Raw genomic sequence first — 24347 nt, forward strand, 5'->3', positions numbered from 1 at the left:
CTCCGTTCGGTCTGCGCCCAGCCTATCGCACCGGGCCAAAGTATCTTGACGTCAAGATAAACCGAGGGCGAGCACACCTTCGGCCCAGCGTGCCTGCCGTTCCCATTGGAAGCCCTGTCCGCCCTCGTGCTGGTTGAAGGGGAAGACCTCGACCTGCACGTCTGCGCCGTAGTGGTTCGCGGCCGCGAAGACGGTCGACGGCGGGCACACGGTGTCGTGCAGTCCGGTGCTGAGGAGCGCGGGGGCCGTCGCGCGACGGGCGAAGTTGACACCGTCGAAGTACGACAGGGTGCGGAACGTCCGGTCCACCCGATCGCGATGCACGGAGAGGTACTGGACGATCTCCTGGTACGGGAAGGCCTCGGTCAGACCGACGGCGCGCTCGAAGTGGCAGAGGAACGGGACGTCCGCCATGACCCCCTGCAGACCCTCGACGAGGCCCGCCGCAGCGAGCGCGATGCCGCCCCCCTGACTGCCTCCCGTGACGAGCACCCGAGCCGGATCGACGAGGTCCAATCCACGCACCTCGTCGACGAGCCGCACCGCATCGGTGAAGACGCGGCGGTAGTAGTAGTCGCGCGGATCGTCGATCCCCCGCGTCATGAAGCCGGGGGCGGACGGACCGGTGCCGTGCGGATCGGGCGTCGACCCGCCCGACCCCCACACGCTGCCCTGCCCGCGGGTGTCCATGAAGGCGTAGGCGTACCCGCTCGCCACCCAGGGCAGACGCTCATGCGGGAGTCCACGGCCGCCGCCGTACCCGTTGTATTCGACGATCGTCGGCAGCGGCCCGGTCGCACCGGCGGGGGTGAGGTACCAGGCCCGGACGTCGTCGCCCGCGAATCCCGTGAACGTGAGGTCGTGCACGTCGACGAGGGACAGCGCCGTCTGCACGCGCGCGAGGCGCGTCGGGCCGGCATCCGACCGGGCCTGCGCCAGCGTGTCCGCCCAGAACTCGTCGAAGTCCTCGGGCTCCGCCACGTCGGGGCGATACGTGCGGAGCTCCTCCAGGGGCAGATCGAAACGTGACACGGTTCTCCTTACTCTTCACGGGATGGTGATGCGGGATGCCCGGCGGGGGCGGTCATGAGCGGATCTCGGTGATGTGCAGGACGAAGGCCTGCACGGGCCAGAGCGTGGGAAGCTGAAGCCCGACCTCGGCGAGCACACCACCCGGGAGCTCGATCTCGGCGAGGGCGAACCACTCCGGAGTGATCCAGGACGCGCTCCGCGCCCCGCCGATCTCGCGGCGCACGCGCACGCGATAGCGCCTGGCCGGGTCGAGCCCGGCGAGGCGCAGCCGCTCCGGACGGGCGTCCTCCAGGCTCCGCACGGTCGCGACGACGACCACGGCGGCCGCGGCATCCGGCCCCGTGAACATCGTCACCCGCCACGCGGGATCACGCAGCGCCGGATGCGAGACGACCCCCGTGTGGATGAGCGGACGCAGCTCGCGGTACAGCTGCGCGAACCGCGCGACGACGGCGAGGTCCTCGGCGGGGAGCACGGCGATATCGGTCTCGAATCCCGCCGATCCGAGCAGGCTCGTGGCCATGCGGTACGAGAGATCGGTCGTGCGGCCCGAGCTGTGCGACTCGGCGGGGCCGACGTGCGCACCGACGAGCTCGGGGGGCAGGAGCAGCCCGGTCCACAGCTGGATGTCCTGCCGTTCCACGGGGTCGTTCGAGTCGCTCGCCCACACGCGGTCGGTGACCGCGAGGATGCCGAGATCGGTCCGCGCACCGCCGCTCGAGCACGATTCGATCTCGAGGCCCGCGTGCGAACGCTTGAGGTCGGAGATCAGCCGGTAGACCGCGCGCATCTGCGCGTGTCCGCCGGGCCTGCCGTCGTGGACGCTGTCGACGAGATCGCGGTTGTGATCCCACTTGATGAAGTCGATCCCGAGCGACGCGACGAGAGCGGAGATCTGCCCGCGCACATGCTCGTACGCGGCCGGATTCGCCAGATCGAGCACGTACTGGGTGCGCCACGAGAGCTCGCCGCCGTGATCCAGGTAGCCGGGATCGTGCAGGAGCCAGTCGGGGTGGGCGCGCGCGACGTCCGACGCCAGGCTCACCATCTCGGGCTCGAACCACAGTCCGAACTCCATGCCGAGCTCGTGCACCCGAGCCGCGAGCGGTTCGAGGCCTTCGGGCCACACTCCCCGATCGACGACCCAGTCGCCGAGGCTCGTCGTGTCATCCCGTCGCCCCTGGAACCACCCGTCATCCAGGACGAATCGCTCGAACCCGACGGACGCCGCCAGCTCGGCGAGCGCGAGGAGCCGTGCCGGATCGTGGTCGAAGTACACGGCCTCCCACGTGTTGAGGGTGAGCGGCCGCGGAGAGGAGGGATGCTGCGGCCGCGCCCGCAGCCATGTGTGCACCCGTGCGGCGAACCCGTCGAGCCCGGAGTCGGTCCAGACGAACGCCGTGCGCGGAGCGCTGTACGCCTGCCCTGCCGCGAGCACGATCTCTCCCGGTCGCAGGAGCTCGCCCGCTCCGATCAGGATGACGGCATCCGTCACCCGATCCGTGCGGTAGGTCGTGTCCGACGACCAGGCCGTGTGGACTCCCCACGCCTCGCCCGCCGACCAGCGGGGTTCGTCGATCGTGAGGATCGTCGCCGTCGGAGCGTCGTGACCGGGGCGACCCCGACGCGAGGCGCGGGCGACCGCGCCCGCGGGCACCAGGGTCGTCACCGGGCGCTTCTCGCGCGTCCACCGGCCGTCGAAGGTCGTGACGTGCGTCGTCGACGACGGCACGGGCAGCGTCGCCTCGAGCCAGTCCACCTCGATCGGGTCGCCGGCGTTGTGCAGCTCGGCATCCACCCACACGACACCGCCGGCCTCGATCCGCGCCGTCCACGTCAGGGAGAGTCGGGATGCCTCGTCCTCCGCCCGGATCGTCACCGCCCCGTCGGCGACGTCCGCCGACGTCGTGCGCCAGCGACAGCGGTGCAGTCCGGACGCCGTGCGGACCTGAAGACCCGGGCGACCCGTCCACCCGTCGGCCTCGGCGGGGAGGATCGAGACCTGCCACGCGGCGTCGAGGGTGCCGGGCGGAGCCTGGCGGCTCACGGCACGGGCCAGGGCACGCAGGTCGTCGGGCTCGACGTCGCCGAGCGGAGCGCCCCAGTGCAGGACGCGCGGGAGTCCGGGCGAGGGCACCTCGAGCACGAGCGTAACCCCGTGAGCGTCGACGATGAGGTCGTGCGGGGTCATTCGCCCTCCTCGGGCGCGGGCAGACGCTCGCCCGTGCCGCGTTCGATGATCCAGGTGGGAAGCGTGATCTGCTGGATGAAGCCGGACGGATCGGCGATGCGCTCGATCGCGAGCCGGCCGGCGCGGCGACCGAGCTCGAGCGGGTCGTAGGAGATCACCGAGACCCCGAGCACGTCGGCGGTGTCGAAGTCGTCGAAGCCGATGAGCGCCGTGCGGCCGTCATCCCCCCGCTCCCGCAGCGCCTGCAACGCACCGATCGTCATGCGGTTGTTGCCCGCCACGATCGCCGTGGGCGGGAGCGGGGCGTCCAAGAGCTCGCGCACCAGCTGGATGGCGGGGAGCGACAGATCGTCGCGGAGAACCTCCCACGCAGAGGTGTCAGCCACCCCCGCCTCGGCCATCGCCTGCCGATAGCCGCCGATGCGCTCGGTCTGCGTGTAGACCGCTGCCGGGTTGCACACGTAGGCGACACGGCGATGGCCGAGCCGCACCAGGCGACGCGTGGCCTCGAGCACGGCGGCACGGTTGTCGAGCACGATCGAGTCGGCCGCGAGATTGCGCGCGGGGCGATCGAGGGAGATCACCGGCGTGCCGAGCTGGCGCTCCCCCTCGAGATAGGACTGGTCCTCACCCACGGGGATGAGAAGCAGTGCGCCGACGCGCTGCGCGAGAAGAGCGTCGGCGACGCGACCCTCGCCCTCCTCGGTGTCGTCGGTCGTCGCCACGACGAGGCTGTAGCCGTGAGCCGAGAGCTCCTTCTCGAGTCCGGCCGCGACCTTGTAGTAGAACGGGTTGCTCAGCTCGCCGATGATGAAGCCCACGGTCTTGGTGCCGCCGCCCCGTCGCAGTCCCTGCGCGAGCGTGTTGGGCCGGAAGCGCAGGCGCTTGGCGGCGCCGAGGACGCGCTCCACCGTCTGTGGCGCGACGAGCTCGCGCTGGGTGAAGACCCGCGACACGGTCTTGGAGCTGACCCCGGCGAGTCGGGCGACGTCGTCGAGCGTCGCGCGCTGTTGAACCGTCATCGGTCCTCCTGTCGGACACAGACTATCAGCGTCGACGCAGAATGACGACGATGGACATTCACAGGACATGAACAGGTGAGAGCATCCAAAGCGGCAGCAGGAATACCCAGATCAAAGGGTGTTTAATTTGTTCAATCGAGAATTGGACAGGCTAAGACAGCGTTGACATTCGACGCTTGTGCCTGGCCACGGACCGGGGTTACTGTGGGCCGCGCGGGCCCCCTCGGTGAAGATGCAGGCGCGGCGCGTGGCGGTTTCAAGGGTGAACCTGACAAGGAGAAAGAACATGGCACGCAAACGACTCGCAGGCCTGGCGGCGATCGCCGTCGCGGGCGTCGCACTCGCCGGATGCTCCGGCGGCGGAGGCGGCGGCGACGCCTCCAACACGATCGACGGCGAGGTGAAGGGTGACATCAAGGTCGTCACCTGGCGCACCGACCTCGTCGAGGACGGCACATTCGACAAGTACGCGGCAGCGTTCAATGAGGAGTACCCCGACGTGAAGGTCACGTTCGAGGGCATCACCGACTACGCGGGCGAGATGCTCACCCGCATGTCGACCACCAACTACGGCGATGTCATCGGCATCCCGGCGATCAAGCCCGATCAGTACGAGCAGTTCCTCGAGCCCCTGGGCAAGACCGCCGACTTCGAGGACACGTACCGCTTCCTCCCGGCCGCCAGCTACGACGGGACGCAGTACGGCATCGCGTTCGGCGGCAACGCCAACGGCATCGTCTACAACAAGAAGGTGTTCGAAGAGGCCGGCGTCACCGAGCTCCCGACGACCGAGGACGAGTGGCTCGAGGCGCTGCAGAAGGTCGGAGACAACACCGACGCCATCCCGATGTACACGAACTACAAGGACGGCTGGCCGCTCACGCAGAGCTTCGGCAACCTGGGCGTCGTGACCGACGACCCCGACGCACCTGTGACGATGGCGGAGGATCCGGCGCCGTGGACCGAGGGCACCGACGTCTACGCGATCGACTCGCTGCTGTACGACACCGTCGCCGCCGGGCTCACCGAGCCCGACCCGCTGACGACGAACTGGGAGCAGTCGAAGGTCGACCTCGGAACGGGCAAGATCGCGACGATGCCCCTGGGCTCCTGGGCGATCTCGCAGATGCAGGCCGCGGCCGAGGAGAACGGCGCGTCGGCGGACGACATCGGCTACATGGCCTTCCCGGCGAACGTCGACGGCACGCAGCTCGCCGTCATCGGCGGCGACTACAACCTCGCGGTCAGCAAGCACTCGAAGTCCAAGGCCGCCGCGTGGGCATGGATCCAGTGGGTCGTCGAGAACTCGGGCTACACCGAGGCACAGGGCATGATCTCTCCGCTCATCGACAAGGAGCTCCCGCCGAACCTCGCAGGCTTCACCGACGCCGGTGTCGAGCTGATGGAGATCAACCCCGCCCCCGCCGGCAAGGAGGGTCTCATCAACTCCATCGCCGACGACTCGCAGATCGACCTCTACGGTCCGATCTACCGTCAGAAGCTCGTCGACATCGCCCGCGGTGCCGCCGACGGCGACAAGGACAGCTACTTCGCCGAGCTCAACGAACGCTGGGGCGCTTCGGTCTCGAAGCTCGCCGGCTGATCTCGACGACGAAAGGACGCGAACGATGGCGATCGCAGCTCCCGGCTCCGCACCCGCGGACGCCCCTGCGGTCCTGTCTGCGCCCGCCCGGGCCGGTCGGCTGCGCGGTTCACGCCGCGCAGCCGGCGGCTCCGGCGAGGGGGCACGCGGGACGGCAGGACGCACTCTCCTGCAGAAGCTGACCCCCTGGTTCTTCCTCGCCGGAGCCGTCGGGCTCCTGCTGCTGTTCACCTACTGGCCGGCGCTGAACCTCTTCTATTACAGCGTCACCGACTGGGACGGCATCGACCTGACGAAGAACTTCGTCGGCCTCGAGAACTACATCCAGGTCTTCACCGATCCGCGCATCTTCGGCGTGTTCTGGGTGAGCCTGTACTACTTCGTCGCCTCGTTCGTGCAGATGGCGATCGCCCTGTACTTCGCGGCGATCCTCAGCTTCTCGACGCGGTTCTCGAATCTGTTCCGCGGCATCCTGTTCTTCCCCTATCTCATCAACGGCGTCGCCGTCGGCTTCGTCTTCCTCTACCTCTTCCAGCCGGGCGGGACGCTCGACACCGTGCTCTCGTGGTTCGGGGTCGCCGATCCACCGCAGTGGCTGGGCAACCCCGACATCGTCAACTGGTCGCTCGCGGGCACGTCGGTCTGGCGTTACACGGGCCTGAACTTCGTGCTCTTCCTCGGTGCGATCCAGTCGATCCCGCATGAGCTCTACGAGGCAGCCGACCTCGACGGCGCCAACAGGTGGCAGCAGTTCTGGGCGATCATCTTCCCCGGCATCCGACGCATCATCGGCCTGTCGTTCATCCTCGCGATCGCCGGAAGCCTGTCGGTCTTCGAAGTGCCGTTCATCATGACCGGCGGAGCGAACGGATCGGCGACGTTCGTCATCCAGACGCTGCAGACCGCCTTCAGCTTCCGGCAGGTCGGACTCGCCTCCGCGATGGCCGTCGTGCTGCTCGCGATCGTGCTGATCGTGACCGTGATCCAGCGAAAAGTGTTCCCCGACGAGAAGGTGGATCTGACATGACGGCCACGTCCGCGCCCCCGCGTCGCGTCGCGAAGGGCCGTTCGGCCGGCGAGCGCATCGGCGGCATGACCGCCACGACGGCGAAGTACCTCAGCCTCATCATCGCCGCCGTCGTGACGCTGCTGCCGCTCTCGGTGCTGCTCTTCGCGAGCCTCAAGACCAAGACCGAGTACGCCCAGACCGGCCCGTTCTCGCCGCCCGCGAACTGGCTCAACTTCGACAACTTCGTCACCGCCTTCACGAGCGGCAAGATGCTCGAGGGCTTCGTGAACACCACGATCGTGCTGGTCGTCTCGCTCGTGGGCACGATCTTCCTCGGGACGATGGCCGCCTATGCGCTGGACCGGTTCGCGTTCCGCGGCAAGAAGCTCGTCTTCGGACTGTTCCTGCTCGCCACGCTGATCCCGGGTGTGACGACGCAGGTCGCGACGTTCCAGCTCGTCAACGGGCTCGGCCTGTACGACACCAAGGCCGCGCTGATCCTGCTCTTCATGGGCACCGACATCATCGCGATCTACCTGTTCATCCAGTTCATGCAGGGCATTCCGGTGTCGCTGGACGAGGCCGCGATGATCGACGGCGCCAACCGGTGGACGATCTACTGGCGGATCGTGCTGCCGCTGCTCAAGCCCGCCATCGCGACCGTCGTGATCATCAAGGGCATCGCGATCTACAACGAGTTCTACGCCCCGTTCCTCTATCTGCCCTCCGAGGGCCTCATCTCCACCTCCCTCTTCCGATTCAAGGGTCCGTTCGGGGCACAGTGGGAGGTGATCGCCGCGGGTACCATCGTCGTCATCATCCCGACGCTGATCGTGTTCCTGCTGCTGCAGCGCTGGATCTACAAGGGCCTCACCGCAGGAGCCGTCAAGTGACTTCCCTCTCTTCCCGCACTCTCCACGACGGCTGGACGGTGCGGGCCACCGCCGGGCCCGTGCCGGCGAACGTCTCGGGGGCGAGCATTCCCGCCACGGTGCCCGGCACGGTGCACATCGATCTGCTCGCGGCCGATCTCATCCCCGATCCGTTCCACGGCGTCAACGAGGCGGCCGTCGCCTGGATCGGACTCGTCGACTGGACCTACCGCACGACGTTCGCCTGGACGCCGGACGGCCGGACCCGGCAGGACCTCGTGTTCGAGGGCCTCGACACCGTCGCGACGATCCGCCTCAACGGCCGGGTGATCGGCGAGACCGCGAACCAGCACCGGTCGTACCGCTTCGACATCGGCGCACTGCTCGTCGAGGGCGAGAACGAGATCGAGATCGCCTTCCGTGCCCCGATCCCCTATGCCAACGCGCAGAGCCTCGCGCTCGGCGTGCGCCCGCGCCCGTACCCCCTGCCCTACGAGGCGATCCGCAAGTCCGCCTGCAACTTCGGGTGGGACTGGGGGATCGCGACGTTCACGAGCGGACCGTGGAAGCCGGTGCGCCTCGAGTCGTGGTCGGGCGCCCGGCTCGCCGAGGTGCGTGTGACGGCGACGCCCGAGGGTGACGGCGGGCACGTCGACGTCGATGTCGTGATCGAACGGGATGCCTCCAGCGCTCCCCTGACGCTCTCGCTCGCGGCGCGCGGTCCCGGTGTCGAGACGCAGTCCCCGCCCGAGGCCGTCGTCGGCGACCGGGCGCGCGCGCGTCTCGACCTCGCGACCGTTCAGCGCTGGTGGCCCGCGGGTTATGGCGAGCAGCCCCGCTACGCCGTCGACGTACGGCTGAACGGCGACGGCGTGCTCGACGAGGCCCAGCGGACGGTGGGCTTCCGCACCGTCGAATGGGATCAGACGCCGGATGCCGCGGGCAACGCCTTCACGCTCGTGGTCAATGATCAGCCCGTGTTCGTGAAGGGCGTCAACTGGATCCCCGACGATGCCCTGCCCGTCCGGGTCGACCGCGCCCGCGTGAAGCGTCGGTTCCGGCAGGCGCTCGACGCGAACCTCAACCTCATCCGGGTGTGGGGCGGCGGCCTCTACGAGTCCGACGACTTCTACGACCTCGCCGACGAGCTCGGCCTGCTGACGTGGCAGGACTTCCTCTTCGCGTGCGCCGGCTACCCCGAGGAGGAGCCGCTGCGCTCCGAGATCGAGGCGGAGGCGCGCGAGAACATCGTGCGGCTGGCGTCGCATCCCTCCCTCGTCCTGCTCACGGGCAACAACGAGGCGCTCGAGGGGTTCGCCGACTGGGGCTGGCAGCGTCGCCTGGACGGCAGGACCTGGGGAGCGCACTACTACTACGAGCTGTTCCCCGCGCTCGTCGCGGAGCTCGCGCCGCACGTGCCGTACGTCCCCGGCAGTCCGTTCAGCGCGGGTATGGGCTGGGACCCGACGCTCACGGCCGATGCGCCGAGCGGCACGCAGACCGGGCCCCACCCGCTCGATCCGGGTTCGGGCACCGTGCACCTCTGGCGTCAGTGGAACGACCGGGACTGGACCACGTACCGCGAGCACACCCCCCGGTTCGTCGCGGAGTTCGGCTGGCAGGGCCCGCCGACGTGGACCACCCTGACGCAGTCGCTCGACGATGACCCGCTCACGCCCGAGTCGCCGGGGATGGTCGTCCACCAGAAGGCGATGGAGGGCAACGTCAAGCTCACGAACGGGCTGCTCCCCCACTTCCGGCTCCCCGACGACATGGAGACCTGGCACTGGGCGATGCAGCTCAACCAGGCCAACGCCGTCGGCGCGGCGCTCGATCACTTCCGGTCGTGGGCGCCTCACACGATGGGCGCCATCGTGTGGCAGCTCAACGACTGCTGGCCCGTGACCTCGTGGGCGGCGATCGACGGCGCGGAGCGACCGAAGCCGCTCTTCCATGCGCTGCGGAACGCGTTCGCCCCACGGGTGATCACGCTCCAGCCGCGCGAGGACGGCCTCGCCGTCGTCCTCGGCAACGACACCGGCGACACCTGGAGCGGCACGCTCGAGATCCGTCGCCTGACCTTCGCCGGGCGCGCGGTCGCGGGCATCGCGATCGAGATCTCCGTCGGCCCGCGCAGCACGCTCGTCGTTCCGATCGAGGCCGGCGTGGCGACGACGGCGGAGGCCGGCGGGGAGCTGCTCGTGGCCGAGGCATCCGGCATCCGCGGCTTCTGGTTCTTCGCCGAGCCGCGGGATTCCGCACTCCCGGCGCAGAATGTCGCGGTCTCCACCCGCGTCGTCCCCGGCGGCACAGAGGTGACCGCGACCGCCGGAGCGCTCGTGCGTGATCTGACGCTGCTCGTCGACAAGGTCCATCCCGCCGCGCACGCCGAAGACGGCCTGCTGACCCTGCTGCCCGGCGAGTCGGCGCGCATCCTCGTGCGCCATGACGGAGCGCTGGATGCCGCGGCCCTCGCCGATCCGCGGGTGCTGCGCAGCGCGAACCAGCTGGTGCGCGCGTGAGCGTCCTGGACGCGCCGGTCTGCGGCATGACCTGGGGGTGGACCGGCGTGCGAGGCACCTGGGCGACCCCGACGGCGGCGGACTCGATGGCGAAGATGGCCGACCACGCCGTGACGTGGACGGCGATCTCGTACGCCGCGCTGCAGGCGACGGCGACGTCCACCGACATCCCCTTCGAGGCGGCGCCGACGGTGACCGACGATGAGATCGTGTGGGCGATCCGCGAGGCGCGCGCCCTCGGCATGAGGGTGTGCCTCAAGCCGGTCGTCAATGTGGCCGACGGCACATGGCGCGCGCACATCGGATTCTTCGACTGGGACGTGCCGAACGAGCCGACCTGGACGCAGTGGTTCGCGTCGTACCGCGCGTTCATCCTGCATGCCGCGCAGATCGCGCAGGCCGAGCGCTGCGAGATGTTCTGCATCGGCTGCGAGATGGTGCGCGCCGACGGACAGGAGGCCCACTGGCGCGCGCTGATCGCCGATGTGCGATCCGTGTACTCGGGCCTGGTCACCTACAACTGCGACAAGTATCAGGAGGACCATGTCACGTGGTGGGATGCCGTCGACGTGATCTCGTCGAGCGGCTACTACCCCCTCGGCACGTGGGACGAGCATCTCGACCGCATCGAGCGTGTCGTCGAGGCGCACGGCAAGCCCTTCGTGTTCCTCGAGGCGGGGTGCCCGTCGCGCGAGGGATCGCCCGCGATCCCGAACGACTGGAGCCTGCCGGGCGAGCCGTCCGGCGCGGCTCAGCTCGCCTGGTACGAGGACATGTTCGACGCGTGCGCGCGTCGGACATGGGTCGGGGGGTGGTTCCTGTGGGACTGGCCACCGCGCCTGTACGACCTCGCGGAGGCGACCGCGAACGACGACTACTGCCCCTACGGCAAGCCGGCGGGTGACTTCCTGCGCAGGACCTACTCCGCGCTGGCGGGCGCGCGCGAGATCGCGAGAACCGAGGAGCAGTCGTGACACCGCGGAGCGTGCTCGCGATCGATGCGGGCCAGACGGGCATGAAGGTGCGCCTCCAGATGCCGGACGGACACGACGATCTCGTGTTCCGCGGCATCGACACGCACGACGCGCTGCTGCCTCAGCTGGCCGAGGTGGTGCGGGCCTCGCTCGCACGCACCCACGCCACGCCCGAGATCCTCTCCGCCGGGATCTCCGGGTTGACGGCGCGCGACGCGGACGCGTCCGAGCTCCTGTCGCTCGTGCACGGCACCGGCCTGCGCGGCGTCACGCTCGCACACGACTCCACGACCTCGTTCCTGGGCGCCCTGGGCGACCGGCACGGCTCCGTCGTGGCCGCCGGCACGGGTGTGGTCACCCTCGCCGTGGGTCCCGATGCGATCGCGCGCGTCGACGGATGGGGATACATCATGGGCGACGCGGGCAGCGGCTACTGGATCGGCCGGGAGGCGCTCGACGCCGTCATGCGCGCCTACGACGGCCGCGGTGCCGCCACGGGGCTGACCGATGTCGTGCGCTCTCTGTGGCCCGATCTCGCCCAGGCGTACATGGACCTCCAGAGCGACGAGAACCGCGTCCGCATCGTCGCCGGCTTCGCGACCGAGGTCGCCCGACTCGCCGTCGAGGATGACGCCGTCGCCCTCGACATCACGCGGCGCGCCGCCGGCGAGCTCGCCGCGAGCGTGTCGACGTCGATCTCGCGGGTGCGCGGGGAGGACGAGGTGTTCGCGGTGTGCGCGATCGGCGGAGTGTTCCGCTCCCCCCGCCTCCGCGAGGCGTTCGCCGATGCCGTGACCCTCGGCGGGGAGCGCTCCGACGTCGAGATCGTCACGCCGCAGGGGGCGGGCATCGACGGGGTCGTCGCCCTCGCCGACCTCCCCTCGGCGCACCCCCTCACCGCGGCGATCCATCGGGCCGGCACGGCATGACGGCGCGGCGTCTGCTGTTCGGCGGCGACTACAACCCCGAGCAGTGGGACGAGGCGGTGTGGGCCGAGGACATCCGACTCATGCGGGAGGCGTCGGTGACGACCGTGACGCTCGGCGTCTTCTCGTGGGGATTCCTCGAGGTCGATGACGACGTGTGGGAGTGGACCTGGTTCGACCGGATCATCGGGATGCTGTCGGATGCCGGGATCGGCATAGACCTGGCGACCCCGACCGCAGCTCCGCCGAACTGGCTCCACCGTGCGCACCCCGAGATCATCCCGGTCGATCGCCGCGGCATCCGATTCCATCCCGGCGGTCGCCTCGGATGGTGCGCGAGCCACCCGACCTGGCACGAGTACTCGACGCGCATCGCGCGTCGGCTCGCAGAACGCTACGCCGCGCACCCCTCGGTGACCATGTGGCACGTCGGCAACGAGCTCGGCGGCGGCAACCGGCTCTGCTACTGCGAGGCATCCAGTGCCGCGTTCCGCACCTGGTGCCGGGCGCGCTACGGCACGATCCAGGAGCTGAACCGCGCGTGGGGCACGGCCTTCTGGGGGCTGCGGTATCGGTCGTTCGACGACGTCACCGCGCCGCTCGCGAGCGAGTCGGGCACCAACCCGTCGATCCTGCTGGCCTACGACCGCTTCTCCTCCGACGAGCTCCTCGGGCAGTACCGCCGCGAGCGCGACGCGCTGCGCGCCGCGGGGGCCACGCAGCCGATCACGACCAACCTCATGCTGACCGTCGGCGGGAGCGTCACCGACTACGCCGAGTGGACCGACGACCTCGATCTGGTCGCGATCGACCACTACACGCAGGCCGCCGATCCCCACCGCGAGCGCGAGCTCGCCTTCGTGGCCTCCCGAGCGCGCGGACTCGACCGCCGCACGCCCTGGCTGCTCATGGAGCATGCGGCGTCCGCCGTGAACTGGCAGGCCCGCAACACGCCGAAGGCGCCGGGCGAGATGGCGCGGCACTCCCTCCAGCACATCGCCCACGGCGCGGACGGCGCCCTCTTCTTCCAGTGGCGCGCGTCCGCCAGTGGCGTGGAGCAGTTCCACTCGGGACTCGTGCCCCACGCGGGCACCGACACCCGGCAGTGGCGGGACGTCGTCGCACTCGGGAGCCTCCTCGAGCGCATCGGCGAGACGGCCGGAAGCCTCGTCGCCCCCACGCGCGCGGCGATCGTCGCCGACATCCCCGCCAAGTGGGCGTGGGAGGAGTCGCAGTCGCCGCTGCGCGACTTCCCCATCGAGAACGACGGGTATCGATGGCACGCGGCGCTCTCCGCGCGCGGGCTCGCTCCCGACGTGGTGCCTCCGCAGGCCGACCTCGCGGCTTACGACCTGCTCGTCGTGCCGGGGATGTTCGCCGTCTCCGAGGACGACGCCGCCCGCATCGCGCATGCCGCGGGCGACGGCGCGACCGTGGTCGTCGGTCCGCTCTCGGGCATCGTCGACGAGGAGAACCGCGTGCGACTCGGCGGCTACCCGGGCGCGTTCCGGGATCTGCTGGGGGTGTTGGGCGAGGAGCTGCATCCGCTGCAGGAGGGCGAGGCGGTTCCGCTCGCGTCCGGCGCCCTCGTCGCCGACTGGGCCGAGCGCCTCCGCGCGATCGACGCGGAGGTGATCGACACCTACGCAGGGGGTGTGCTCGCCGGTTCGCCGGCCGTAACACGACGCTCCGTGGGTGCCGGCTGGGCCTGGTACGTGTCGGGCCGGCTCACCGAGGGCTTCGATGCGCTGGTGGATGCCGTCGCCGCCGCTTCGGGCCTGACACCGGCGGTGCCCGTGGTCGACGGCGTCGAAGCGGTCCGGCGCGTGGGGGACTCGGCATCCTGGCTCTTCCTCATCAACCACTCGGCCACCGACGCCGAGGTCCCCGCAACGGGCATCGATCTCGTCAGCGGCGCACGCGTGGACGGCCTGCTGCCCCTTCCCGCCGGCGGCATCGGCGTGGTGCGCGAAGACATCTCGTGAGCGCTCCCCGCACGGGCCGCATCCCGCTCATCGACCCCGAGGCGCTGCTCACCGGCAGCATCCGCCGGTCGCAGCCGCTGCGTTCGCTGCTGCGGATGCTGCGACCGCACCGCGTCGGCATGTCCCTCGCCGTCGGAGCCTTCGTCATCAAGGACAGCGCGGTCTGGGTGCTGCCGCCGGTGACAGCGGCGATCATCGACATCGTCGTCGCCGGAGGCCCCGTCACGAACATCGGCTGGTGGGCGCTCGTCGCCGTCGCGGTGCTGGCGTTGAACTATCCCTTCAACATGATGGTGGTGCACCTCACGAGCACCGCGAACCGCAGCCTCGCCTACACGGTGCGCGCGGGACTCGCCGCGCGGCTGCAGCGGCTCTCGCTCGGCTTCCACAACCGTCAGAGCGCGTCGATCGTGCAGACGAAGATCGTGCGCGACGTCGAGAACCTCGAGCTCATGCTCGCGCAGCTGTTCCCGACCGTGATCTCCGCGCTGTCGACTCTCGTGGGTGCCGTGCTCATCACGGCGCTGACCGTGCCGCTGTTCGTCGGCGTCTTCGCCGTGGCGATCCCCATCGCGGCATCCCTCATCGTGTACATCCGCCGGCGGGCCGCGACGCGCAACGAGGCCTTCCGGCTCGAAGTGGAGCGGCTCTCGGCGCACGTGAGCGAGATGGCGGCGCTCATGCCGATCACGCGCGGCCACGGACTGGAGGATGTCGCCACGGCGCGCATCGCCGAACGCGCCGACTCCGTGCGACGCGCCGGGCGCGACCTCGATGTGCTGAACGGGCGGTTCGGAGCGCTCTCGTGGATCTCGTATCAGGTGCTCGGGCTGCTGTGCCTCGTGGGCGCCGCCACCCTGGCCGTCACCGGTATCGTGCCGATCACCGCCGGCCAGGTCGTGCTGCTGAGCACCTACTTCGGCATGCTGACGAACTCGATCGTCATGCTCATGAACGCCGCCCCGATCTTCACGCGCGGAATGGACGCCATGCGCTCGATCGCCGACGTGACCGAGGAGCTCGACGTCGAGGACAGTCGCGGCAAGGCCGAGGTCGCCCGCGTGCGCGGAGACCTCCGGCTCGAGCACGTGGTCGTGCACTATCCCGGCGATGAGCTGCCCGCGCTCGACGGTATCGATCTGGAGATCGACTCGGGGCAGACGGTGGCGTTCGTCGGGCCCTCCGGATCGGGGAAGTCCACGATCCTCAACACCGTTCTCGGATTCGTGCGCCCGACCGCGGGAGTCGTGCGCATCGACGGCCGAGATCTCGCGGAGATCGATCTGCGCTCGCTGCGGCGATTCGTGTCGATCGTGCCGCAGGAGACGGTGCTCCTGGCCGGATCGGTGCGCGAGAACGTCGCCTACGGCGCTCCGGATGTCACCGATGTCGACGTCTTCGCCGCTCTCGCCGAAGCCAACGCGCTCGACATCGTCTCGGGGTCCCCCGACGGGCTCGACACCGTCGTCGGCGAACGCGGCTCACGACTCTCGGGAGGCCAGCGCCAGCGTCTCGCCATCGCCCGCGCGCTCATCCGCGATCCGCGGATCCTCGTCCTCGACGAGGCGACGAGCGCTCTCGATGCGGAGTCCGAGGCACGGGTCACCGAAGCGCTCGATCGCGCGCGCCGAGGGCGCACGACGCTGATCGTCGCCCACCGGCTCTCGACCGTGCGCGGCGCCGACGTGATCGTCGTCGTCGAGGACGGACGCATCGTCGAGACGGGGTCGCACGAGGAGCTCGCCGCGGCGGGGGGGCTCTACTCGCGTCTCGCGCTGCTGCAGGCGGGCCAGTGAGTCCCCGCCTTCCGGCCGCCGCGCGGACCGGAGTCGTTCCGGGTTACCCTGTGCGTATGCACGAGCTTCGACTGGTCGAACTGTCCGCCGCCACGATCGTGGCGGTCAACAACATGTCCCTCAAGCCGGGGCAGGAGCAGTTCCTCGCGCCGGTGAGCTACGGCATCGCCGCCACCGTCATCAATCCGCAGACCTCGTGGCAGCGCGTCGTGCTCGACGCCAACGAGGTCGTCGGCTTCGTGAGCGCCAACTTCGACGAAGAGGCACCGCAGGAGCACTTCCGCTCCGTGCTCTGGCGCATCAACGTCGACGCGGACGACCAGGGCCGCGGCGTCGGTCGCTTCGCCGTCGAGAAGCTCCTCGAAGAGGCGCGCAACCGCGGTCTCGATCGCGTCGACGTCATCTACGAGGCCGGCGACGGCGGCCCCGAGGCGTTCTTCCAGCGTGTGGGCTTCACCCCGGTGGGTGAGACCGAGTACGGTGAGGTCATCGCCGAGATCCGCCTGTAGCGCTCGGCGACGCGAATCTGGGTGAGTTCGTCCTTCGAGTCCGCTGCGCCCTGTCGCGTGATGCCGCGGCGGGGCCTCGGATTCCCCTCCCCCACCGAGGCCCCGTCGCTCCTTTCGTCGCTGCGCTGACCGGGAGTCCGCCGGCCGCCGAGACCCCGCACGCCGCGCTCTCTGCGCCGCCCCGCGCTCTGGCCGGTCGGATGTTCCGCGCTCTGTCCGGTCGGCGCGCGGCTTCGGGCCGCGCTCTGCCCGGCCCTGCGCTCTGTCCGGTCGGATGTTCCGCGCTCTGGCCGGTCGGATGTTCCGCGCTCTCTGCGCCGCCCCGCGCTCTGGCCGGTCGGATGTTCCGCGCTCTGTCCGGTCGGCGCGCGGCTTAGGGCCGCGCTCTGCCCGGCCCTGCGCTCTGTCCGGTCGGATGATCCGCCCTCCGTCGGCGGACCGACGATGGATGCTCCGACGAAACGCGAATCCTCCGACCGAGCACCCTGATCCCGGCCGATACCAAGGCCATGAAAACCGATTCCCTCGTCGATCCCCCTCGTCTCGCCATCCCCTCATCCGACCCGCCCCGCGCGCAGTCTGGTCGGATGATCTACTCTCCGTCGGAGGATCGACGATGGATGCTCCGACCGAACGCGAATCCTCCGACGCTCTCCTCCACGGAGGGCGCTCGAGGACGTTCCTCCCCAGATCGACGTCCCAGCCTGCGGAGGGGCGATCGCCGATGAGAGCCTCGGCGAGTGGAACTGGACGAGTGGGTGACAGCACGCGGAGGAATCGTGCATCGAGCCGCGGCGAAGCAGGCCGGCTGGACCGATGCGCACGTCGTGAAGGTCAAGCGCTCCGGCGCGGTGCAGATCATCCGACGAACCTGGGTGGCGACGGCTGACGCCGGAGCGGATGCGCTCGCAGCCGCGTGGGCCGGCGGGCGCATCGCCTGCGTGTCGCTCGCCCGCGAGCGTGGGTGGTGGATGCCGGAATCCGCCGACCAGCGGCGGCATGTGAGCCTCAAGCCGCATGCGCGTGCGGGCGTCATCGCGCGCGAGGACGTCATCCACTGGTCGAGGCCCGTTGCACCGGCATCCGCACACTCCCTGCGCGAGTCGGTGGAAGACGCGCTCGCTCACATCGCCGTGTGCCTCGCCGCCGAACATGCGCGCGTGGTGTGGGAGTCGGCTGTGCGGATCGAGCGATTGTCGCCCGAAGCTCTGCGGAACGTGCGGTGGACGACTCGTGCGGCGGCAGAGCTGGCGCGCGCGGTATCCGGGTTGTCGGACTCCGGGCTGGAGTCGCTGTTCCTCGTCCGCCTTGCTCCGTGGGGGCTGCGGATCGCGCAGCAGGTGGTGCTCGCCGGAAGACCCGTCGACTTCCTCATCGGCGAGCTGCTCGTGGTCCAGGTCGATGGTCACGCCCATCATTCGAGTGCTGCGGACCGTGGCCGCGACGTCGCGCACGACGCCGAGCTGCGGTTGCGTGGGTTCACGGTTCTGCGCTTCACCTACGCGCAGGTCGTCCACGACTGGCCGGCCGTCGAGCGGACGATCGCGCGAGCCGTCGCCGCCGGACTCGACCGCCGCAGCTGACCGCCGGTCGTCCTGGGCCGCCTCTCACTCCCCGCCGCCGCGGCTGCACGCCCGTTCGGTCGGACGATCCGCCTTCCGTCGGAGGATCGAGCACGGATGCTCCGTCCGAACGCGAATCCTCCGACCGAACGGCGGGGAGACCGGCGATGAGCACGGCGATGAGCAGGAGCAGCAGCGGCACCACGACGTGGAAGACGGATGCCCCGGCCCGCCGGGAAGACGTGGCCGGGGCATCCGGAATCCGACTCAGACGAGCGACTCGCGCCAGGCGGCGTGCAGCTGGGCGAACTTGCCCGTGCCGCTGATGAGCTCGGCCGGAGTGTCGTCCTCGATGATCTCGCCGTGCTCCATCACCAGCACGCGGTCGGCGATCGCGACCGTCGACAGGCGGTGCGCGATGATGATCGCCGTGCGCTCCGCGAGCAGCGTCTGCAGTGCATCCTGGATCATGCGCTCGGACGGGATGTCGAGCGACGCCGTCGCCTCGTCGAGGATCAGCACCGAGGGGTCGGCGAGGAAGGCGCGCGCGAACGAGATCAGCTGGCGCTGTCCCGCCGAGACGCGCCCACCGCGCTTGTTGACATCGGTGCCGTACCCGTCGGGAAGACGCTCGATGAAGGCGTCGGCGCCGACCGCGCGCGCGGCCGCCTTGATCTCTTCGAACGTCGCATCGGGCTTGCCGAGGGCGATGTTGTCGGCGACCGTGCCGCTGAACAGGTACGCCTCCTGCGTGACCATCACGATCGCGCGGCGCAGATCCTTCGGATGCAGCGACCGCAGATCCACCCCGTCGAGCGACACCGTGCCGCGCGTCGGGTCGTAGAACCGCGACACGAGCTTGGCGAGCGTCGATTTGCCCGCACCGGTCGTCCCGACGAGCGCGATCGTCTGGCCCGCGGGGATGTCGAGCGAGAAGTCCGGCAGGATGACGCGGTCGTCGGAGTAGCCGAAGGTCACGTCGTCGAAGCGCACGTGGCCCTTCGCCTCCCACAGATCGACGGGATGCTTGGGGTCGGGCACCGTCGGCTCCTCCTCGAGCACGCCCGAGACCTTCTCGAGCGCGGCCGTCGCGGATTGGTACGAGTTCAGGAAGAACGCGACCTCCTGCATCGGCGAGAAGAAGTTGCGCACGAAGATGACGGCACTCAGCAGCGTGCCCACCAGGATCGCGCCGTCGGCGACGCGTACGCCGCCCCAGAACACGATGAAGGCGAGCGCGAACGACGCGATGGCCATGAGACCCGGCTCGAAGGTTCCGAACAGGCGGATCGAACGGATGTTGACGTCGCGGTACTGCAGAGCGAGCCCGCCGAACTCGTCGTCGTTGCGCTCCTCCTTGCGGAAGGCCTTGACCGCGCGGATGCCCGTCATCGTCTCGACGAACTTCACGATCACCTTGGCGCTGACGACGCGCGACTCCCGGTAGACGACCTGCGAGCGGCTGTAGAACCAGCGCATGAGGAAGAACAGCGGGATGCCGGCGAGAGTCAGGATGACGCCCGACTGCCAGTCGAGGAAGTACAGCGCCACGAGCGTGAACGCACCGTACAGCACGCCCGAGACGAGCTCGTTGAGACCGCCGTCGAGCAGCTCGCGGATCGTGTCGAGGTCGCTCGTCTGTCGCGAGATGATGCGACCCGACGTGTACGACTCGTGGAACTCGAGACTCAGACGCTGCGTGTGCAGGAAGATCCGCTTGCGCAGCTCGAGCATGACCGCCTGGGTCAGGCGTGCGGCCACGACGACGTACCAGCCGATCAGGCCGGCACCGCCGATGCCCGCGAGCAGGTACACGACCACGACCCCGATGGTCGGCAGCCAGTCCGCCTGCTCGACGACCGCGGGAAGGGCGGTGTTCAGCCCGTACGCGATCAGCAGCGGTCCGATCACGCGCAGCGCGGTCGAGACCACCAGGACGGCCGCCGCCAGCACGAGCTGCCACCGCAGCGGCGACACGAGCGAGCCCAGGAGGCGCAGCGAGCGCGCGCGGATGAGACGGCTCTCGTCCCGCGTGTAGTCCGAGCGGTCTTCGCCGCTCGTGCCCGTCACCGTCGTGCTCACAGGTTCACCTCCCTCTCGCGCATGCGCGCATGTTCGTCTTCCAGGCTCGAGATCACGTGCCGGTAGTGCTCGCTCTCGCGGAGCAGGTCGGAGTGCGTGCCCACCGCCGTGATGCGGCCGGCCTCGAGCAGTGCGACGCGGTCCGCCAGCATGACCGTGGACGGCCGGTGCGCGACGATGAGCGCGGTCGTGTCGTGCATCACCTCGCGCAGCGCGTCCTCGACGAGCGCCTCGGTGTCGACGTCGAGAGCGGACAGCGGGTCGTCGAGGACGAGCACCGCGGGACGCGCGGCGACGGCGCGCGCGAGCGCGAGTCGCTGGCGCTGCCCGCCCGAGAGCGAGAGCCCCTCCTCGCCGATGATCGTGTCGACGCCGTCGGGCAGGTCTTCGACGAATCCGGCCTGGGCGACGCCGAGTGCTTCGCGCATGACCCGCTCGGCCTCCGCGCTGCCCGGTTCGAGATCCTCACGGCCCAGCAGGACGTTGTCGCGCACCGACTGCGAGAAGAGCGTCGCGTCCTCGAAGGCCATGCCGATGTGAGTGCGGAGGTCCTTCAGCGTGAGGTCGCGCACGTCGACGCCGTCGAGCACGACGCGGCCCTCCGTCACGTCGTAGAGGCGGGTCGGCAGCGTCGTGAGCGTCGTCTTGCCACTGCCGGTGAGGCCGACGAGCGCCATCGTCTCACCGGGGCGCAGCGCGAGGTCCACGCCGTCGATCAGGTCGCGCTCGCTCATGGCGGAGTCGGGATAGCGGAAGTGCACGTTCTCGAAGACGAGCTCGCCGCGCGGCTGCTCGAGCACAGTGGGGTGCTCTGGGTCGACGATCGAGTTCTCCTCGTCGAAGACCTCGAAGAGGCGGTCCGTCGCGGTGCGGGCGTCGAGCATGAACGAGAAGAGGAACCCGATCGACTCCATGGGCCAGCGCAGCACCGTCGCCATGACGAAGAAGGCCACGAGCTCGGCGCTCTGCAGCTGCCCGAGCGCCGTCAGGTAGATGCCGACGCCGAGGCACAGGGCGAAAGCGATGTCGGGCAGCAGCACGAGCCAGAACCAGATCCAGCCGACGGCGCGGGCCTTGCTCAGCTCGGTCTCGCGCAGCGACTCCGCCTGACGGGTGAACTTCTGCAGCGCGTGCTTGCCGCGACCGAAGGCCTTGAGCACCCGGATGCCGTGGACGCTCTCCTCGACCGAGGTCGCGAGGTCGCCGGCTTGGTCCTGGCTCTGACGGGCAAGGGTGCCGTAGGTCTTCTCGAATCGGTAGCCGGCGTACCACAGCGGAGCCGACACGACGAGGAAGGTCGTGCCGAGCAGCCAGTGCCAGCGGAAGAGCAGCACCGTGCCGACCGCGATGGTCAGGACGTTGACGACGAGCAGCACGAGGCCGAAGGCGAGCCAGCGCCGGAGCATGCTGATGTCCTGCATCATGCGACTCAGCAGCTGTCCCGACTGCCACTTGTCGTGGAACGACACGGGGAGGCGCTGGAGCTGCGCGTAGAAGCCCTGACGGAGCTCGTACTCGACCATGGTGGCGGGCCCGAGCACGAACCAGCGCCGGAGCCAGACCATCACGGCCTCGGCGAGGCCGAGGCCCAGGATGGCCGCGGCGCCCCAGCCGATCGCGCTGAAGGTGCCGGAGGCGATCGGTCCCTGCACGATCTCCTCGAGGACGAGCGGGATTCCCAGGGCCAGCAGGCTCGCGATGAGCGCGCTGACGGCACCGAGCACGAGGCGGGGCAGGACGGGCTTGGCGAAGGGAAGAAGACGCGCGAGCGACTTCAGGGTGGATGGGTGAGACCGTTTCGGTTCAGCGGTGGAGGTCATGATCCTTGTGGGACGAGAGGTGGAGCGGATGCCGCGGCGGAGGCGGCGGGGAATGTCTGCGACGACGCAGGACATGGCTGAACGCGGGGTTCCTCGGTGGGAACGCTCCGCGAGGCGGCTCTATGCCCGCGGGGGTGCGGGCGGGGCGAGAGGCGGAGCGGTCAACCCGCGAACGTCGTCGCCGACCCCGGGAACGGAAGGACCGTGCTGCGGGTACGGAGGACGACGACGGCCTTGGCATCGATGGCGGCGTAGGTCATGGCATCCTCCTGGATTCTCTGCGGACGGGGGCTGGGCGCGAACGCGACAGCCCTCCAGCCTATCCCTGGGAGTTCACTGTGTGCAAGCTCACTTTGCAGCTTCGCGCGCGAGCAGACTCTGCTTGACGTCGAGACCCCATGCGAATCCGCCGAGCGTGCCGTCGGAGCGCAGCACACGATGGCACGGCACGAAGAGGGCGGGGGCGTTGCGGGCGCAGATGGATGCCGCGGCCCGCACGGCGCTGGGCTGCCCGAGCGCCGCCGCGAACTCCGCGTACGACAGCGGCTCCCCCGGGGCGATGGCGCGGAGCGCCGTCCACCCCGCGAGCTGCATCGCCGTGCCGGACTGCGCGACGTCGACGTCGTCGATGGCCGACAGATCGCCGTCGTAGTACGCACGCGCAGCGGCCGAGGCATCCGTCTCCCGCTCCCGCACGTCGGCCGGCTGCGCGGTCGCCGACAGTCGGGCGAGGATCGCCTCGCGGTCGGCGGTCCACCCGCTCGCGAGTACACGGCCCTGCTCGTCGGCGAGGATCGTGAACGCGCCGTCGGGGGTGTCGATCGTCTGGATGGTGGCGGTCGTCATGACGGCTCCTTCGAGGTGCGCGGCGGGACGGCCCGCCAGAGGTGTGCGGTGAGATAGCTGCGCCAGGGAGCGAGATGCGCGGCCCAGGAGACGAGACCGGACGGATCGGAGGGGATGCCCAGCGCCGCCGCACCCGAGCGCACGGCGACATCGCCCGGGAGCATGACGTCGGGATCGCCCAGCACGCGCATGCGCACGTAGTCGGCCGTCCACGGGCCGATGCCCGGCATCGCGAGGAGCGCGGCGCGCTGCTCTGCGCCGTCGTCCCCCGCCGTGAGCACGAGCGACCCGTCGGCGAGGGCCGCGGCGGCGCCGGTGACGGCGCGGATGCGGGCCGCCGGACCGCGCAGCACCTCGGCACCGCGCTCGGCGATCGCCGCCATCGTGGGGAACAGCCTGGTCGCCGCGCCGAAGCCGTCGATCTGATCGCCGAGCGCGGCCGTGAGCGCCGTCAGCGCCGTGCGAGCAGCGGCGACGGTGATCTGCTGGCCGACCATCGCGCGGATGAGCATCTCGTGCGGATCGGCGGCGCCGGGGACGCGGATGCCGGGGATCCTCGCGACCGCGGCGGTCAGCAGCGGTTCGGTCGAGAGGGCGTCGTCGATCGCGAGGGGATCGGCATCCAGGTCGAACAGGCGCCGAGCCCTCGTCACGAGCGACGTGAGGTCGGACAGCTGGGTCAACTGCGCCCGGAGCCGGAGGCGACCCGCGTCGTCGATGCGGAGCTCGAACCACCCCGGGCCGCCGGGGAGCCGGACGACGCGGGCGAACGAGGTGGGCGTCGCGGTCTCGACCGACGAGACGGACCGCGCGGCCATCCACGCGAAGAGGCCGTGGGCGTCGAGCGGGCCGCGATGCGGGACGACGAGGTCGATCGTGCTCGGGGCGTCGGACGACGCCGGTCCGGCGCCCGCCGGCTGAGCCGCACCGCCTGCGAGCCCGGAACGCCGGCGCCGCGCGCGCAGCTCGAGCGGCGGCATCCCGAACACTTCGCGGATCGTGTCGTTGAACTGTCGGATGCTGGAGAACCCCGATGAGAACGCGACGTCCGCCGCGGGCATGTCGGTGCCGACGAGGAGCATGCGCGCGGTCTGGGCGCGGTGCGCGCGACTCAGCGCCAAGGGGCCCGCACCGAGCTCGGTCGTGAGCAGACGCGTGAGATGCCGGGGAGAGTAGCCCAGACGGCGGGCGAGACCGGGAACGCCCTCGCGCTCGACGACCCCGTCGGCGATGAGTCGCATCGCGCGCCCCGCGGTGTCGCCGCGCAGGTTCCACTGCGGAGACCCGGGCGCCGCTTCGGGCAGGCACCGCTTGCACGCGCGGAAGCCTGCCTCGTGCGCCGCCGCGCTCGTGGGGTAGAAGGTGACGTTCGACGCCTTGGGCGTGCGAGCGGGGCAGCTCGGGCGGCAGTAGATGCCGGTGGAGCGCACCGCCGTGACGAACTGACCGTCGAATCGGGCATCGCGCGAGTCGATCGCGCGATACCGCTCGTCGAAGGTCATGGTCATCGTCACGGCTCTACTCTGACACGCTCCCCCGACGCCGGCTCGCGGAAATCGGACACGGCTGTCGCGGCATCCATCGCCCCGTCGGCGG

General features: G+C 70.1%; 17 protein-coding genes. 10 read left to right on the top strand and 7 right to left on the bottom strand.

The features are described 5' to 3' along the window. Positions 1–51 precede the first annotated feature (51 nt). Genes ACTIFV_RS05015 through ACTIFV_RS05025 form a run of 3 tightly spaced genes read right to left on the bottom strand, consistent with a single transcriptional unit; the run spans position 52 to position 4245 of the window. Positions 52–1032 carry an acetylxylan esterase gene (locus tag ACTIFV_RS05015; protein WP_439591674.1) on the bottom strand — a complete coding sequence of 327 codons (981 nt, stop codon included), beginning with the start codon at positions 1030–1032 and terminating at the stop codon, positions 52–54. Positions 1033–1084: 52 nt separating this feature from the next. Then, on the bottom strand, positions 1085–3223 hold the full coding sequence (locus ACTIFV_RS05020) for an alpha-galactosidase (protein WP_439591675.1): 2139 nt from the start codon (positions 3221–3223) through the stop codon (positions 1085–1087). Then, positions 3220–4245, bottom strand: a complete 1026-nt coding sequence (locus ACTIFV_RS05025) for a LacI family DNA-binding transcriptional regulator (protein WP_439591676.1) — start codon at positions 4243–4245, stop codon at positions 3220–3222. The genes ACTIFV_RS05020 and ACTIFV_RS05025 overlap by 4 nt, the downstream gene beginning before the upstream one ends. Before the next feature lie 286 nt (positions 4246–4531). Here ACTIFV_RS05025 and ACTIFV_RS05030 point away from each other — a divergent pair, with 286 nt between their 5' ends. The 10 genes from ACTIFV_RS05030 to ACTIFV_RS05075 all read left to right on the top strand — a co-directional run bounded on the left by ACTIFV_RS05030 (position 4532) and on the right by ACTIFV_RS05075 (position 18024). Further along, the gene (locus ACTIFV_RS05030; protein ID WP_439591677.1) at positions 4532–5848 is read left to right on the top strand and encodes an ABC transporter substrate-binding protein; all 1317 of its coding nucleotides are present in this window, start codon (positions 4532–4534) and stop codon (positions 5846–5848) included. Between the two features lie 25 nt (positions 5849–5873). Next, positions 5874–6875 (top strand): carbohydrate ABC transporter permease, encoded by a 1002-nt coding sequence (locus ACTIFV_RS05035; protein WP_439591678.1) that lies wholly within the window; start codon positions 5874–5876, stop codon positions 6873–6875. Beyond that, positions 6872–7750 (top strand): carbohydrate ABC transporter permease, encoded by an 879-nt coding sequence (locus tag ACTIFV_RS05040; RefSeq protein ID WP_439591679.1) that lies wholly within the window; start codon positions 6872–6874, stop codon positions 7748–7750. The genes ACTIFV_RS05035 and ACTIFV_RS05040 overlap by 4 nt, the downstream gene beginning before the upstream one ends. Continuing rightward, on the top strand, positions 7747–10251 hold the full coding sequence (locus ACTIFV_RS05045; RefSeq protein ID WP_439591680.1) for a glycoside hydrolase family 2 protein: 2505 nt from the start codon (positions 7747–7749) through the stop codon (positions 10249–10251). The genes ACTIFV_RS05040 and ACTIFV_RS05045 overlap by 4 nt, the downstream gene beginning before the upstream one ends. Next, entirely contained in the window at positions 10248–11225 is a 978-nt protein-coding gene (locus ACTIFV_RS05050) for a glycoside hydrolase family 113 (RefSeq protein WP_439591681.1), read from the top strand. The genes ACTIFV_RS05045 and ACTIFV_RS05050 overlap by 4 nt, the downstream gene beginning before the upstream one ends. After that, positions 11222–12154, top strand: coding sequence for an N-acetylglucosamine kinase (locus ACTIFV_RS05055; RefSeq protein ID WP_439591682.1), 933 nt, complete (start codon positions 11222–11224; stop codon positions 12152–12154). The genes ACTIFV_RS05050 and ACTIFV_RS05055 overlap by 4 nt, the downstream gene beginning before the upstream one ends. Then, complete coding sequence (locus tag ACTIFV_RS05060; protein WP_439591683.1) at positions 12151–14136, top strand: beta-galactosidase; 1986 nt, start codon at positions 12151–12153, stop codon at positions 14134–14136. The genes ACTIFV_RS05055 and ACTIFV_RS05060 overlap by 4 nt, the downstream gene beginning before the upstream one ends. After that, complete coding sequence (locus ACTIFV_RS05065; protein ID WP_439591684.1) at positions 14133–15932, top strand: ABC transporter ATP-binding protein; 1800 nt, start codon at positions 14133–14135, stop codon at positions 15930–15932. Before ACTIFV_RS05060 ends, ACTIFV_RS05065 begins: the two co-directional genes overlap by 4 nt. Positions 15933–15988: 56 nt before the next feature. Beyond that, a complete protein-coding gene (locus ACTIFV_RS05070) occupies positions 15989–16441 on the top strand; it encodes a GNAT family N-acetyltransferase (protein WP_439591685.1) in 453 nt (150 codons plus the stop codon). Positions 16442–17181: 740 nt separating this feature from the next. Further along, entirely contained in the window at positions 17182–18024 is an 843-nt protein-coding gene (locus ACTIFV_RS05075; RefSeq protein ID WP_439591686.1) for an endonuclease domain-containing protein, read from the top strand. A 246-nt stretch (positions 18025–18270) separates the two neighbouring features. Here ACTIFV_RS05075 and ACTIFV_RS05080 read toward each other — a convergent pair whose 3' ends face one another. From ACTIFV_RS05080 to ACTIFV_RS05095, 4 genes are all read right to left on the bottom strand, one after another. After that, positions 18271–20085 carry an ABC transporter ATP-binding protein gene (locus tag ACTIFV_RS05080; protein WP_439591687.1) on the bottom strand — a complete coding sequence of 605 codons (1815 nt, stop codon included), beginning with the start codon at positions 20083–20085 and terminating at the stop codon, positions 18271–18273. Next, positions 20082–21905 (bottom strand): ABC transporter ATP-binding protein, encoded by a 1824-nt coding sequence (locus ACTIFV_RS05085; RefSeq protein ID WP_439591688.1) that lies wholly within the window; start codon positions 21903–21905, stop codon positions 20082–20084. The genes ACTIFV_RS05080 and ACTIFV_RS05085 overlap by 4 nt, the downstream gene beginning before the upstream one ends. A 348-nt stretch (positions 21906–22253) precedes the next feature. Continuing rightward, on the bottom strand, positions 22254–22751 hold the full coding sequence (locus tag ACTIFV_RS05090; protein ID WP_439591689.1) for a methylated-DNA--[protein]-cysteine S-methyltransferase: 498 nt from the start codon (positions 22749–22751) through the stop codon (positions 22254–22256). Continuing rightward, positions 22748–24259, bottom strand: a complete 1512-nt coding sequence (locus tag ACTIFV_RS05095) for a DNA-3-methyladenine glycosylase 2 family protein (protein ID WP_439591845.1) — start codon at positions 24257–24259, stop codon at positions 22748–22750. The genes ACTIFV_RS05090 and ACTIFV_RS05095 overlap by 4 nt, the downstream gene beginning before the upstream one ends. Positions 24260–24347: the final 88 nt, after the last annotated feature.

This window comes from Microbacterium sp., from assembly GCF_051860965.1.
Classification (GTDB): Bacteria; Actinomycetota; Actinomycetes; order Actinomycetales; family Microbacteriaceae; genus Microbacterium.

Coding starts and splice junctions, on each gene's coding strand:
- ACTIFV_RS05020 (WP_439591675.1), bottom strand. CDS start 3,223: ATGACCCCGCACGACCTCATCGTCGACGCTCACGGGGTTACGCTCGTG.
- ACTIFV_RS05025 (WP_439591676.1), bottom strand. CDS start 4,245: ATGACGGTTCAACAGCGCGCGACGCTCGACGACGTCGCCCGACTCGCC.
- ACTIFV_RS05030 (WP_439591677.1), top strand. CDS start 4,532: ATGGCACGCAAACGACTCGCAGGCCTGGCGGCGATCGCCGTCGCGGGC.
- ACTIFV_RS05035 (WP_439591678.1), top strand. CDS start 5,874: ATGGCGATCGCAGCTCCCGGCTCCGCACCCGCGGACGCCCCTGCGGTC.
- ACTIFV_RS05040 (WP_439591679.1), top strand. CDS start 6,872: ATGACGGCCACGTCCGCGCCCCCGCGTCGCGTCGCGAAGGGCCGTTCG.
- ACTIFV_RS05060 (WP_439591683.1), top strand. CDS start 12,151: ATGACGGCGCGGCGTCTGCTGTTCGGCGGCGACTACAACCCCGAGCAG.
- ACTIFV_RS05070 (WP_439591685.1), top strand. CDS start 15,989: ATGCACGAGCTTCGACTGGTCGAACTGTCCGCCGCCACGATCGTGGCG.
- ACTIFV_RS05085 (WP_439591688.1), bottom strand. CDS start 21,905: ATGACCTCCACCGCTGAACCGAAACGGTCTCACCCATCCACCCTGAAG.
- ACTIFV_RS05090 (WP_439591689.1), bottom strand. CDS start 22,751: ATGACGACCGCCACCATCCAGACGATCGACACCCCCGACGGCGCGTTC.
- ACTIFV_RS05095 (WP_439591845.1), bottom strand. CDS start 24,259: ATGACCATGACCTTCGACGAGCGGTATCGCGCGATCGACTCGCGCGAT.